General features: G+C 75.2%; 11 protein-coding genes. 6 read left to right on the forward strand and 5 right to left on the reverse strand.

The genetic code is table 11. The annotated features are described in order from the left end of the window. Nucleotides 1–71: 71 nt before the first annotated feature. From KVS67_RS09390 to KVS67_RS09400, 3 genes are all read right to left on the reverse strand, one after another. Entirely contained in the window at nt 72–317 is a 246-nt protein-coding gene (locus KVS67_RS09390) for a hypothetical protein (protein ID WP_036316574.1), read from the reverse strand. Between the two features lie 97 nt (nt 318–414). After that, complete coding sequence (locus KVS67_RS09395) at nt 415–2,538, reverse strand: PIG-L family deacetylase (RefSeq protein WP_217565287.1); 2,124 nt, start codon at nt 2,536–2,538, stop codon at nt 415–417. Further along, on the reverse strand, nt 2,535–3,653 hold the full coding sequence (locus KVS67_RS09400; protein WP_036316568.1) for an acyl-CoA hydrolase: 1,119 nt from the start codon (nt 3,651–3,653) through the stop codon (nt 2,535–2,537). Before KVS67_RS09400 ends, KVS67_RS09395 begins: the two co-directional genes overlap by 4 nt. A 161-nt stretch (nt 3,654–3,814) precedes the next feature. Between KVS67_RS09400 and KVS67_RS09405 the strand changes: the two genes are divergently transcribed. From KVS67_RS09405 to KVS67_RS09415, 3 genes are all read left to right on the forward strand, one after another. After that, nucleotides 3,815–4,243 (forward strand): Fur family transcriptional regulator, encoded by a 429-nt coding sequence (locus KVS67_RS09405; protein WP_002858246.1) that lies wholly within the window; start codon nt 3,815–3,817, stop codon nt 4,241–4,243. A 67-nt stretch (nt 4,244–4,310) separates the two neighbouring features. Beyond that, the gene (gene pgm / locus KVS67_RS09410) at nt 4,311–6,029 is read left to right on the forward strand and encodes a phosphoglucomutase (alpha-D-glucose-1,6-bisphosphate-dependent) (RefSeq protein WP_036316563.1); all 1,719 of its coding nucleotides are present in this window, start codon (nt 4,311–4,313) and stop codon (nt 6,027–6,029) included. Between the two features lie 207 nt (nt 6,030–6,236). Further along, nucleotides 6,237–7,742 (forward strand): aldehyde dehydrogenase family protein, encoded by a 1,506-nt coding sequence (locus tag KVS67_RS09415; RefSeq protein ID WP_036316573.1) that lies wholly within the window; start codon nt 6,237–6,239, stop codon nt 7,740–7,742. Between the two features lie 11 nt (nt 7,743–7,753). Here KVS67_RS09415 and KVS67_RS09420 read toward each other — a convergent pair whose 3' ends face one another. Together KVS67_RS09420 and KVS67_RS09425 are read right to left on the reverse strand one after the other, a co-directional pair. Next, nucleotides 7,754–8,593 (reverse strand): glycerophosphodiester phosphodiesterase, encoded by an 840-nt coding sequence (locus tag KVS67_RS09420; protein WP_036316556.1) that lies wholly within the window; start codon nt 8,591–8,593, stop codon nt 7,754–7,756. Between the two features lie 130 nt (nt 8,594–8,723). Next, nucleotides 8,724–9,182 carry an Lrp/AsnC family transcriptional regulator gene (locus KVS67_RS09425; protein ID WP_002858239.1) on the reverse strand — a complete coding sequence of 153 codons (459 nt, stop codon included), beginning with the start codon at nt 9,180–9,182 and terminating at the stop codon, nt 8,724–8,726. 123 nt (nt 9,183–9,305) lie between these two features. On the opposite strand from KVS67_RS09425, the gene KVS67_RS09430 reads away from it, so the two are divergent. Genes KVS67_RS09430 through KVS67_RS09440 form a run of 3 tightly spaced genes read left to right on the forward strand, consistent with a single transcriptional unit; the run spans nt 9,306 to nt 12,493 of the window. Continuing rightward, nucleotides 9,306–10,736 carry a DUF6421 family protein gene (locus KVS67_RS09430; protein ID WP_002858237.1) on the forward strand — a complete coding sequence of 477 codons (1,431 nt, stop codon included), beginning with the start codon at nt 9,306–9,308 and terminating at the stop codon, nt 10,734–10,736. 3 nt (nt 10,737–10,739) lie between these two features. Next, complete coding sequence (locus tag KVS67_RS09435) at nt 10,740–11,414, forward strand: SDR family oxidoreductase (RefSeq protein WP_002858236.1); 675 nt, start codon at nt 10,740–10,742, stop codon at nt 11,412–11,414. Nucleotides 11,415–11,419: 5 nt separating this feature from the next. Beyond that, nucleotides 11,420–12,493, forward strand: a complete 1,074-nt coding sequence (locus tag KVS67_RS09440; protein ID WP_063189169.1) for a low specificity L-threonine aldolase — start codon at nt 11,420–11,422, stop codon at nt 12,491–12,493. Nucleotides 12,494–12,573: the final 80 nt, after the last annotated feature.

Genomic DNA, 12,573 nt, shown 5'->3' on the forward strand with positions numbered 1-12,573 from the left:
CGGAGAGCATCTGGAACCGGGACATGTCCCCAGGGTCTCAGCTGACTCGTGCATCTATTCTCAGACACGCCCTAGCCGTAGGCGGGGACGGTGTTCGCGTCCTGGCCGTAGCCGTACGGCTGCCCGTAGGCGGGGCGGGTCTGCTCCTCCTGCTCGGCGTACGAGGGGGCCTGGTCCCAGGCGGCGCGGTCGGCGTCGCCGGGCCAGCCGGCGGCGGAGGAGCCGGTGCCGGAGGAGCCCGCACCGGCCTCGGACCCGTACCAGCTCGGCCGGGCGCCCTCGCGGCGCGGGTCGTGGGAGGCGTGGGGGTCGGTCATGACGGTCCTTCCGGTTCGGGGCGTCGCGGTCCGGTGCCGAGTCTAGGCGGTGCCCCCGGACCCGGCCCGGCCCCGCGCCCCTGCTCCCCGGCCGGCCTCACCCGGGCCGGCCCACCGCCTTGAGGTACCCGGAGAACCCGCCGGGGGTCCGCCCCTCCAGGCGGGACGAGGTGAGCACGCGGGTGGTGTCGGTGGCGATCACGCGCACCCGGCGGCCGTCACCGCCGTCGCGCTCCCCCGCCAGGGCCCGCACGGCCTCGGCCAGGCCGACGTCCTCGTGCTCGGCCACCGGCGGGAACCCGCCCACGGCCTCGTACAGCGACCACGGCAGCCCCAGATTCGCCCCGTGCACGTGCGCGTGCCCCTCCTCGTGCCGGTAGCCGCGGAGCCAGGCCTGCCGCAGCGGCCCCTGGCGCACGTCCACCGTGCCCAGCACGAGCGCCTCGTCGCGGCCGGCGGCCACGGTCTGCGCCAGCAGCCAGTCGGCGGGGACGCGGCTGTCCGCGTCGGTGGAGGCGAGCCAGAGGCGCTCGGCGGGCACGTCGGGGAACAGCGCGCGGGCCCGGCGGGCGCCCTCGAGGCGGGCCCGCCCGACGCCGGCCTGCCCGGCGGTCGGCTCCCCCAGTTCGAGGACGTGGATGCGCGGGTCGGCGGCGCGGGCCTCCAGGGCGGCGGCCACCGTGGCGTCGTCGCAGCGGTCCGCGGCGACCACGACCGCGGCCGTGCCCTGCGCGTGGTGCTCCTCCCAGCGGTCCAGGGCGGCGGTGAGGGCCGCGAGCGCGGCCGGCAGCCGCTCCTGCTCGTCCTTGGCGGGCACCACGACGACGGCGTGGGTCGCGGCGGCGGCCCGCACGTGGAGGCTGAGCCGGAAGTCGTCCTCCACGAGCTCGGTGCGCAGCCGCCAGCGCGGGTCGGCGGCGACGCGCGCGTGCACGGCGTCCCCGTCCAGCGGCCAGCCCTCGATGGGGTGGCGCCAGTGGCACAGCAGCAGCTCGCCGCCGGGGGCGAGCGCGGCGTCGGCGTCGTCGATCAGCGAGTCGAGCTCCTCGGGCTGCAGGAAGTAGCCGATCTCGGAGGCGATCACGAGGTCCGCGCCGGCGACGTCGGCCGGCCAGTCCGCGGGCAGCACGGCACGGCGCACCTCGGCGTGCGGCACGCCGGCCAGCCGGGCGGCGGCGCGCTCCACAGCGATGTCGGAGGCCTCGAGGCCGACCACGCGGTCCGCCCGCGGGGCCACGGCTGCGGTGAGCACGCCGATGGACGCGCCCGCCTCCACCACGGTCCCGTAGCGGGGCCGGGGCAGGGCGGCGAGGGTGAGCGCCCGCTTGCGGGCCTCGTACGACGAGCTGAGGTAGCGCCACGGGTCCTCCTGGGCCCGGTAGAGCCGGTCGAAGACCGCGGCGGCCCGGTGGGCGTCGGCGTCGTCGGGGCCGGAGACGCGGTGGGCCTCGAACGGGCGCTCGTGGTGGGCGAGCACGGCGGGGCCCAGGATCGCCTCGTCGCCGTGCGCGGCGGAGAGGGGCCGCACCTGGGAGGCGTGCGCGTCGAGGGCGGCACGGCGGGCGGCACGGTCGTCGTCGGTGAGCGGCAGCCGTCGGTAGCGGCGGGCGGGCAGGTCGGCCGGGTCGGCCCAGTGCCAGAACCAGATGGGGAAGGCGTAGAGCGGCAGGTCGCACTCGCCCGCGACCGCGCCGACGGCCCGGCCCACGGCCTCGTGGTCCGCGTGGCCGTCGCCCGGGTCGTGGGAGGCGAGCACGGCGGGGCCGGGGTGGGCGTCGAGGGCCGCGGCGACGGCGTCGCGCACGGCGTCCTCGTGCTCGGCCACGCCGGAGTCGGGCAGGGCCAGGGACGCCCAGGTCAGCCGGTCCCGCGCCGGGGAGCCGGGGCCCGCGGAGGCGGGCAGGCCGGCGGCGAGGGCGTCGAGGGCGTGCTCCATCTCGTCCCGGCGCAGCCGGACCAGGTCCGCGGGCGTGTGCGTGGGCGAGTGCGGGTGGGAGGCCTCGCCGGCGGTGGCGACCAGCACGTGCACGCGTGCCCCGCCGCGCAGGGCGGAGCGGATCAGGCCGGTGGCGGCGAGGGTCTCGTCGTCCGGATGGGCCACGGCCACGAGCAGCAGCGTCTCCGCGTCCCAGACGGGCAGGCGCAGCTCCGGCAGATCGCCGACGCCGCCCTCGGTCCAGGCCGCCTCGGACGTGCCGTCGTCGGTGTGGGAGAAGCTCACCACGTCCAGCCGCCGTCGGTCTCGCCGGTCAGGAGCGCGGCGCCCAGCCGGGCGTCGTCGCGGTGTCCGTGGTGCTGGCGCAGGTAGACCTGCAGGTCGGCGACGGCGCGGGCGTGCGCGGCGCTGCCGGTGAGCGGGCCGGGGCCGGTGGCCTGCCCGACGACGTCCATCACCTCGGTGCACAGCTGCGCCACGGTGCCGCGGATCCGGTCGGCCTCGACCAGGCCGCGGCCGTGGTCCAGGCGGCCGGCGTCCACGTCGTCGGCGGCACGGGCGAGCAGGGCGGCCATCGCGTGGAGCAGCCGGTCGACGCGGCCGAGCGCCGCCTGGCCGATCTGGTCCGGGCCCGGTCCGCGGCCCTCGGCCTCGGCGGCCGCGCGGGCGGCGGTGGCGTTCCGCAGGGTGCGGGCGATGCCGACGGCGCCGCCGAACCACACCGCCGCCACGCCGATGCCGCCCCACGCGAAGCCGGGCCGGCGCAGGTACCACTCGGCGCCGCCGACGGCGTTGCCGGGGACGGCGTCGAAGGCCAGGCCCACCGTGCGGATCGGGGCGAGGCCGAGCGCGGGCCAGGCCGAGTCGGTCTCGGCCACACCGGGGTGGGACAGGTCCACGAGCACAGCACGGCGGGTGCCGTCCGCCTCCCGGCCGGTCACGACGGCGGCCGCGCACCGGTCCGCGAGCGAACACCACGGCTTCTCGCCGTCGAGCAGCCAGGCGGTGTCGGGGCCATCCGGGACGGGGCGCAGGGCGGGGGTGCGGCCGCCGGACTCGGAGGCGTAGACGCCGAGCAGCCCGGCCGGGGCGGGGACGCCGGCCTGGGACAGGATCGAGAGCGCGTCCAGATGGGGCTCGAGCACGCGGGCGGCCGAGAGGTCCTGCGCGGCGACGGAGGCGAGCAGCTCCCACTGCTCCCGGGTGCGCCCCGCGCCGGTCAGCGGCAGGTCGAGCGGGGCGGCGTCTTCGTCGGACGCGGCGCCGGACGCCGCACGGAGCAGCTCGACCATCGCGTCGACGTCGCCGTCGCAGGCCGCGGCGGCCGCGAGGAGGGCCTGCTCGGCCGGGCGGTCCACGGCTCCGCCCGGGACGAGGCGGACGGGCTCGGGCTGGGCCATGGGTGGGGACCTCCTCGTCGACGGCGCCCGGGCCGGTGCGCCCCGGGGTCGAGGATTCACCGTAGTCAGCACGGGCACGGCGGGGAATGGCCGGTGCGCCGGGGGCGAAGCGGCCCGCTCTTTCTTGACATGTTCCAGAGAACCGGATGGGATCGACTGGCATGGAGACCACGACGCGGGACGAGGACGAGCGCACGCTGCTGCGCGGCGTCGGCCTGCGCGTGACGCGGCCCCGCCTGGCGGTGCTGACCGCCCTCGCCGACCACCCCCACGCGGACGCGTCCACCGTGCTGGCCGCCGTGCGTCGGGCCCTGCCCGGCACCTCGCACCAGGCCGTCTACGACTGCCTCCACGCGCTCACCGAGGCCGGGCTCGTGCGCTCCCTGCAGCCCGCCGGCTCCCCGGCCCGCTACGAGATCTGCACGGGCGACAACCATCACCACCTCGTGTGCCGCGGCTGCGGCACGGTCGTGGACGTGCCGTGCCGCACCGGCTCCGCCCCGTGCCTCGACGCCCCCGAGGACCACGGCTTCGCGGTCGACGAGGCCGAGGTCTACTACTGGGGGCTGTGCGCCGGCTGCCGGGAGTGACCGCCGCCGTCGTCCCGCTGGGCCGCGCGTCTTCCCCCGTCCGCCCGCCCGTGCCAAGGTGTGGCACATGACCGAGAACACCGCCGCCCTGCCCGCCGCCGAGCGTCCCGGCACCCCCGCCCTGCCGCAGGACCTGATCGACGTCGACGCCCTCCTGGAGGCGTACCACACCGGTCACCCGGACGTGACGGACCCGGCGCAGAAGGTCGTGTTCGGCACCTCCGGCCACCGCGGCTCCGCGTTCACGACCTCGTTCAACGACGACCACATCGCCGCCATCACGCAGGCCGTGGTCGAGTACCGCGCGCACCACGGGATCACGGGGCCGGTCCTCGTCGGCAAGGACACGCACGCCCTGTCCGGGCCCGCGCAGGACACCGCCGTCGAGGTGCTGCTCGGCAACGACGTCGAGGTGCTCGTCGACTCCCGCCGCGGCTACACGCCCACCCCCGCCGTGTCCCACGCGATCCTGCACCTGAACGCCGGGCGCGAGCTGTCGCCGTCGGGCTTCGCGGTGGACGGGGACAACGCCGGCCTCGTGGACGGCCTCGTGATCACCCCCTCGCACAACCCGCCCGCGGACGGCGGCTTCAAGTACAACCCGCCCCACGGCGGCCCCGCGGACACCGAGGCGACCACGTGGATCGCCGACCGCGCCAACGAGCTGCTCGCCGCCGGGCTGGCGGGCGTGCACCGGGTGGCGAGCGCCGACGTCGCCGGCCACGCGAAGCTGGGCGGCTTCGACTTCCTGGACCGGTACGTGTCCGATCTGCCGCAGGTGATCGACGTGGAGGCGATCCGCGAGGCGGGCGTGCGCATCGGCGCCGACCCCATGGGCGGGGCGTCCGTGGCGTACTGGGGCGAGATCGCCGACCGCCACGGGCTGGATCTGACCGTGGTGAACCCGGAGGTGGACCCGCGGTTCGGGTTCATGACCCTGGACTGGGACGGCAAGATCCGCATGGACTGCTCGTCGCCGAACGCGATGGCCTCGCTGATCGAGCGGATGACCCCGGACGCGGACGGGCAGGCGCCCTTCGACGTCGCCACCGGCAACGACGCCGACGCGGACCGGCACGGGATCGTCACCCCCGACGGCGGGCTGATGAACCCGAACCACTACCTCGCCGTGGCCATCGACTACCTGTACCGCCACCGCGAGCAGTGGCCCCAGAGCGCGGGCGTGGGCAAGACCCTGGTGAGCTCCTCGATGATCGACCGCGTGGCCGGGGACCTGGGCCGCGAGCTCGTGGAGGTGCCGGTGGGCTTCAAGTGGTTCGTGCCGGGCCTGCTGACGGGCACCGGCGTGTTCGGCGGCGAGGAGTCCGCGGGCGCGTCCTTCGTGCAGTTCGACGGCAGCCCGTGGTCCACGGACAAGGACGGGCTGCTGCTGTGCCTGCTGGCCGCGGAGATCATCGCCGTGACGGGCCAGTCCCCGTCCGAGCGGTACCGCGACCTCGTGGCCCTGCACGGCGACCCGGCGTACGCGCGCATCGACGCCCCCGCGACCGCCGAGCAGAAGGCGAAGCTGAAGACCCTCTCCCCCGACGACGTCCCCGTGACCGTGCTGGCCGGCGAGACCATCCTCGCGACGCTGACCAACGCCCCGGGCAACGACGCCCCGATCGGCGGGCTCAAGGTGGTCACGCAGCACGCGTGGTTCGCGGCGCGGCCCTCCGGCACCGAGGACGTCTACAAGATCTACGCGGAGTCCTTCCGCGGCCCCGAGCACCTGACGCAGGTGCAGGCGGAGGCGCAGCGGCTGGTGGACGCGGTCATCGGCTGACCCCCGCCCCATCTCCCCTCCCCCCGTCCGCTTTCGTTCGGGAAACGGCGGCGTGTCGCACCGCTTTCGTTCGGGAAATGGCGGGGCGCGTGCGCCGTTTCCCGAACGAAAACGCCGTGGCGCCCGTCGGGGCGGCACCAGCGGCCGGAGGACGACGACGGCGCCCCGCCCTGCCGCCGCCCAGGGCCGCTCGGTAGCGTGGCCGGCATGAGCACGCAGCCCCCCGGTCTGACCACCGACTCCCCCGACTCCCCCGCCGACGATCCGGTCCGCGAGCCGTTGCCCACCGAGGCCCTGCCGATCGCGCCGGCCGGGCCCCGACCCGAGGAGCCGCGGGCCGCCGTCGAGCGGCTGCGCGCCGCCGCCCGCTCCCGCGCCGCCCACCCGCGCGCGGTGCGGGTGCGCCAGCTCAAGGGCCTGAAGCGGATGCTGACCGAGCACGCGGACCGGTTCGTCGCGGCGCTCGGCACGGACCTGGGCAAGCCGGCCACCGAGGCCCTGATCACGGAGATCGTCTCGGTGCGCTCCGAGGTGGACCACGCGCTGCTGCACCTGACCGACTGGATGGAGCCGCGGCCCGTGAAGCTGCCGCTGGCCCTGCGGCCCGCGAGCGCGGAGGTCCGGCCGCGGCCCAAGGGTCTCGTGCTGGTCATCGGCGCGTGGAACTACCCGGTGCAGCTCGCGCTCGCCCCGGTCGTGGGTGCGCTGGCGGCCGGCAACACGGTGGTGCTCAGCCCGTCGGAGAAGGCCCCGGCCACGGCGGCGGCGCTGCGGGAGCTGGTGCCGCAGTACCTGGACTCCGCGCTGGTCTCCGTGGTGGCGGGCGGCAAGGAGTGCAACACCGCGCTGCTGGCGGAGCCGTGGGACCACATCCTCTACACCGGCGGGGAGCGCGTGGGCCGGATCGTCTACGAGGCGGCGGCGAAGACCCTCTCCCCCGTGACGCTCGAGCTGGGAGGCAAGTCGCCGGCGGTGGTGACGCCGTCGCGGAACACGGGCGCGATGGCCCGCCGCATCGCATGGGCGAAGTTCACCAACGCGGGCCAGACGTGCGTGGCCCCGGACTACGTGCTGGCCGTCGGCGAGGCCGCGCTGCGCCAGGTGACCGCCGAGATCCCCGCCGCCCTGCGCGAGTTCTACGGCGACGACCCCCGCGCGTCGAAGGACTACGGCCGGCTCATCTCCGCCGAGCACGCGGAGCGGCTGCGGGAGATGCTCCAGACGGACCTCGACGCCGGCGCCGAGCTGCTCGTCGGCGGCGACGTGGATGTGGCAGGACGGTACATGGCGCCGACCGTGGTGACGGGCGTGCGGCCCGACGGCGCGCTCATGCAGGAGGAGCTGTTCGGCCCGATCCTGCCCGTGCTGACCGTGGACACCTTCCAGGACGCCCTGGACTTCATCGCGGAGCGCCCGCACCCGCTGGCCGCCTACCTCTTCACGGACCGGCCGAGCTACCACCGCGCGTTCGACGACCAGGTACAGGCCGGCGGCCTCGGCTACGACGTCGGCCTGCTGCACGCCGGCATCGCGACGCTGCCGTTCGGCGGGATCGGCGCGTCCGGGATGGGCGCGTACCACGGCATCCACGGGTTCGAGACGTTCTCCCACCTGCGCCCGTCCATCACGAAGTCGGACCAGGTGGACACGCTCAAGACCGCGTACCCGCCGTACGGGCGGATGAAGCGGGCGCTGCTGCCGAAGATGCTCTGAGGGGGCGGGGATCAGCGCTGCGGCCAGAAGCCGCGGCGGTCGTAGACCTCCGCGAGGACGTCGGCGCGGTCGGTCATGACGCCGTCGACGCCGAGGTCGAGCAGGCGCTCGATCTCCGCGGGCTCGTCCACGACCCACACGTGCACCGGCAGGCCCGCCGCGTGGCACCGCCGCACGAAGTCGGCGGTGGCCACGGGCACGCGGCCGTGCCGGACGGGCACCTGCACGCAGTCGACGTCGAGGGCGCACCGGCGCAGCCAGCGGGTCAGTCCCAGCGGGCCCAGCGTCACGAGCGCCGCGATGGCGGCCGCCCCGCCCGACGTCGCCACCCGCTCCGGCCCGTACGCCCGCTCGGGGTGGCCGAGGCGGGCGAGGGCGCGCCGGAAGAGGCGGCGCCGCGAGTCGTGGAACGAGGCGACGAGCACGCGGTCCCACGCGCCGTGCTCGGCGAGGATGCGGGCCAGGGCCGGGGCCGACGCGCGGTCCTTGAGGTCCACGTTCAGGCGGGCTTCGGGGAGCGCCGTGAGCAGCTCGGTGAAGCGCAGCAGCGGCTCCCCGCCGACCGTGACGTCCGCCAGCCGCTCCCACGTGTGGTCGCGCAGCCGGCCGCGGCCCGTGCTGACGCGGTCCAGAGTCTCGTCGTGGAACACGACGAGCTCGCCGTCCGCCGTGGTGCGCACGTCCAGCTCGAGGTAGGTGAACCCGGCGGCGTGGGCGTCCGCGAACGCGGCCAGGGAATTCTCCCGGTCGACGGCGGCGCCCCGGTGGGCGAACCCCAGCGGGTGGCCGCGACGGGCGGGGACGGAGTCGGTGAGGTAGGCGGGGGCGGGACGGGGCGAGGTCGGACGCACGGGATCACCGTAGCGGGACGGGCGGTGAGCGCTCCACTGCCGCGGCCGGGAACGCGAGAGGTCGGAATGAGCGTCAGATCGGCCCTCATTCCGACCTCTCGCGTGACAGGAGGGGCCGAAGCGCCCGCCCTCAGTCCTCCGCCGGCAGCTCCAGCATGGGGCGGTGCTCGTAGAAGGTCTGCAGCACCACGGTGGTCCGGGTGGACACCGACGCCCTCTGGCGGATCTCCGTCACGAGGGCCTCGAGCTCGCGCGGCGAGCCCACGCGCACGAAGAGCATGTACGCGGCATCGCCGGCCACGGAGTGGCACGCCTCGATCGCCGCGATGGACTCGAGGAGCTCGGGGGCGTCGTCGGGCTGGCGCGGGTCCAGCGGGCTGATCTCGATGAACGCGGAGAGCGGCCTGCCCACGGCCTCGGGGTCGAGCAGCGCACGGTAGCCCCTGATCACGCCCGTGCTCTCGAGCCGGCGCAGGCGCGCCTGCACCGCGGAGGTCGACAGGCCGACCCGCTCGGAGAGCTGGGCGAGCGTGGCGCGCGGGTCATGGGAGACGGCGGCCGCGAGCCGCGCGTCGACAGGGTCGTCCATGCGCCGCACGCTATCAGCCGGTCCCGGCCGCTGGGTTGACAGCCCCGTGCGCTCATGGAAACCTTCCGGCAAGTGATCCGCGTCACCGGATATTTTCCGGCGCTTCGACCTCAGGAGGGTTCCATGTCCACCACTCTGCAGCCCGCCCGGACCGACGGCGTCGTCCCGGAGGCCCCGGCCGACGCCCGCACCGTCGAGACCCACCCGGCCTGGCTCCGCCTCAAGGCCGCCGCGACCGCCCTGCATCCCCTGCAGGTCAAGGACGGCTCCATCCCAGACCCGGCGGACCACGCCGCCGCGCGCGAGCACGTGGAGACCATCGTCGCCGCCGTCGAGGAGCTCGCCCCACTCTTCCCGCACGACGCCGCCTACCTCGCCGCCCTGCCCCGCGACTTCGCCCGCTGGGCCGACGGCGGCTTCGCCGAGCCCGACTTCCTGGACTCCCTCGTCGCCTTCCAGCCGCAGGAGCACCGCGTCGACGGCGTCCGACACCTCGTGGTCTTCCCGATGTACACGCAGAACGGCTCCCCCGACCGGCACGTGGAGGCCCTCGTCGTCGAGACCATCTGGCCCGAGTTCATCGCCGAGCTCGAGGCCGGCGACTACGGCAACCGCCTCTTCCTCTCCCTGCGCCTGATCGACTTCACGCCCGGCTACGACACGAACTCGGCCGTGCTCTTCCCCGAGACCGTGGCCATGCGCGAGATCCCCACCTTCACGTGGGGCGCCATCTTCCAGGACCGCGAGGCCGCCCGCTTCCGCCGGGTCGTCACCGCCGCCGCCGAGGTCACCCAGCTCGAGCTCCCGGCCGAGCTCGCCGAACTGCTCTCCAGCCAGGAGCTCGCCGAGGGCACCTTCGTGATGTGGGACCTCATCCACGACCGCACGCACATGCGCGGCGACCTGCCCTTCGACCCGTTCATGATCAAGCAGCGCATGCCCTTCTTCCTCTACACGCTCGAGGAGATGCGCTGCGACATGACCGCCTTCCGCGAGTGCGTGGCGATCGAGCGCCGCCTCACGGCGCGCGCCGCCGCCGGCGAGCAGCTCACCGGGCTCGAGGAGCAGACCCGCCGCCACGCCGGGCTCGTGCAGCACGCCGTCCTCTTCGACCGCGTCTTCCGCTTCGCCCTCACCGGCTCCCGCGTCCGCAACTACGACGGCCTCGGCGGCCAGCTGCTCTTCGCCTGGCTGCACCGCAAGGACGTGATCCAGTGGCGCGACGTCGAGCTCAGCGTGGACTGGGACCGGCTCGCCGACGCCGTCGTCGAGCTGGGCGACGCCATCGACACGCTCTACTGGGAATCCATCGACCGCCCCAAGACCGTGCACTGGCTCCAGGCCTACGAGCTCGTCGCCTCCGTGGTCACCCCGCACCCCGCCTCCGTGTGGGCGCAGGGCCTGCCCCGTGAGGTCCTCGCCGGCCCGCCCAAGGGCTACACCGACCTCGTGCTCGACGACGAGTTCCCGCTGTCCATGTTCTTCGAGGCCCTCGAGAAGAAGATGCGCGGCGTCATCGAGTCCACCGCCGGGATCCGCGGCACGGACGCCTGACCCGTGGCCGCCCTGACCGACCGCGCCGTCCTGATCGCGGGCGCCACGAGCGACTCGGGCCGGGCCGCCACGCGCACCCTCCTCGACGCCGGTGCGCACGTCGTCGCGACCGGACGCGACGCCGCGAAGCTCGCCCCGCTCGCCGCACTCGGCGCCGTGACCGCGACCCTGGACCTCACGGACGAGACCGCCGTCCGCGGCCTCGTCGAGGACCTGCACGCCCGCGGCACCCGGATCGACGGCCTGCTCCACCTGGTGGGCGGCTGGCGCGGCGGCGGGGGCCTCGCCGGCCAGACCGAGGAGGACTACCGCGCCCTCGAGGCCTCGTTCACGGCGCTGCGGCACGTGAGCCGGGCCCTCGACGGCGACCTGCGGGCCTCGTCCGCCGGTCGCCTCGCGATCGTCTCGTCCACGGCGGTGACCCGGCCGCTCGCCGGCGGGGCGAACTACGCCGCGGTGAAGGCGGCGAGCGAGGCATGGACCCGCGCGGTGGCGCAGGGCTGGGCCAAGGCCGCCCGGGACGCGGAGGCGCCGCTGCGCTCGGCGGCCGTCGTGTTCCGCGTGAAGTCCCTCGCCGGGCTCGAGGAACGGCTGGCCGAGGAGTACGCGCGACTGTGGGAGGCTGAGGCGGGCGTGCTGAACGACGCCGTCCTCACGCTCCAGGAGAAGGGAACGTAACTGACATGCAGAGGATCCACGATCCGCAGGAGCGGGGCTTCGCCTCGGACAACTATTCCGGCGTCCACCCGGAGGTGCTCGCGGCGCTCGCCGAGGCCAACGGGGGCCACCAGGTCGCCTACGGCGAGGACGTGTACACGGCGCGTCTCCAGGAGGTCGTGGCCCAGCACTTCGGCAAGGACGCCACCGCGTGGCCGATGTTCAACGGGACCGGGGCGAACGTCGTCGGGCTCCAGGCCATGCTGCCCCGCTGGGGCGCGGTGATCTGCGCGGACACCGCGCACATCCACGTGGACGAGGGCGGCGCGCCCGAGAAGTCCGCCGGCATCAAGCTGCTGCCCGTGGCCACCGACGACGGCAAGCTCACCCCCGAGCTGATCGCCGCCGAGGCGTGGGGCTGGGGCGACGAGCACCGTGCCCAGCCCCTGGTCGTCTACCTCACCCAGTCCACCGAGCTCGGCACGGTCTACACCCCGGAGGAGGTCAAGGCCATCACGGACTACGCCCACGAGCACGGGATGCGCGTCTACATGGACGGCGCCCGCATCGCCAACGCCGCGGCCTCCCTGGGCCTGCCGCTGCGCGCCTTCACCACCGACGTCGGCGTGGACGTGCTCTCCCTCGGCGGCACCAAGAACGGGGCGCTGCTGGCCGAGGCCGTCGTCGTGCTCGACCCGGACGCCGCGGACGGCCTCGTGTACCTGCGCAAGAACCAGATGCAGCTGGCCTCGAAGATGCGCTTCGTCTCGGCGCAGCTGCTCGCGCTGTTCGACGGCGACCTGTACCTGCGCTCCGCCCGCCACGCCAACGCCATGGCCGCCCGGCTGCGCGCCGGCATCGAGGCGGGGGTCGCCGACGGCTCGCTGGCCGGCGTCGAGTTCACGCAGGCCACGGACGCCAACGCCGTGTTCGCCGTCCTGCCCGAGGGCGTGGCCGACCGGCTGCGCACCCGCTTCCGGTTCTACGACTGGGACGCGGCGCGCCGCGAGGTGCGGTGGGTGTGCGGCTTCGACACGACCGAGGAGGACGTGGACGCGTTCACGGCCGCACTGCGCGCCGAACTCGTCCCCGCCGCCTGACGGACGCGCCCGGCCGGGATACCCTTCTACCACCGTGCAGCAGGGTGGGACGCCGCGGCCTTCGACGCGCGTCCGACCGC

Origin of the sequence: Micrococcus sp. GbtcB5, from assembly GCF_019091605.1 — a bacterium.
GTDB classification, from domain to species: Bacteria; Actinomycetota; Actinomycetes; order Actinomycetales; family Micrococcaceae; genus Micrococcus; species Micrococcus luteus.

What these genes read in the sequence shown, in the direction of transcription:
- KVS67_RS09390 (WP_036316574.1), bottom strand. Translation starts at nt 317, where the DNA reads ATGACCGACCCCCACGCCTCCCACGACCCGCGCCGCGAGGGCGCCCGG.
- KVS67_RS09400 (WP_036316568.1), bottom strand. Translation starts at nt 3,653, where the DNA reads ATGGCCCAGCCCGAGCCCGTCCGCCTCGTCCCGGGCGGAGCCGTGGAC.
- KVS67_RS09405 (WP_002858246.1), top strand. Translation starts at nt 3,815, where the DNA reads ATGGAGACCACGACGCGGGACGAGGACGAGCGCACGCTGCTGCGCGGC.
- pgm (WP_036316563.1), top strand. Translation starts at nt 4,311, where the DNA reads ATGACCGAGAACACCGCCGCCCTGCCCGCCGCCGAGCGTCCCGGCACC.
- KVS67_RS09415 (WP_036316573.1), top strand. Translation starts at nt 6,237, where the DNA reads ATGAGCACGCAGCCCCCCGGTCTGACCACCGACTCCCCCGACTCCCCC.
- KVS67_RS09425 (WP_002858239.1), bottom strand. Translation starts at nt 9,182, where the DNA reads ATGGACGACCCTGTCGACGCGCGGCTCGCGGCCGCCGTCTCCCATGAC.
- KVS67_RS09430 (WP_002858237.1), top strand. Translation starts at nt 9,306, where the DNA reads ATGTCCACCACTCTGCAGCCCGCCCGGACCGACGGCGTCGTCCCGGAG.
- KVS67_RS09440 (WP_063189169.1), top strand. Translation starts at nt 11,420, where the DNA reads ATGCAGAGGATCCACGATCCGCAGGAGCGGGGCTTCGCCTCGGACAAC.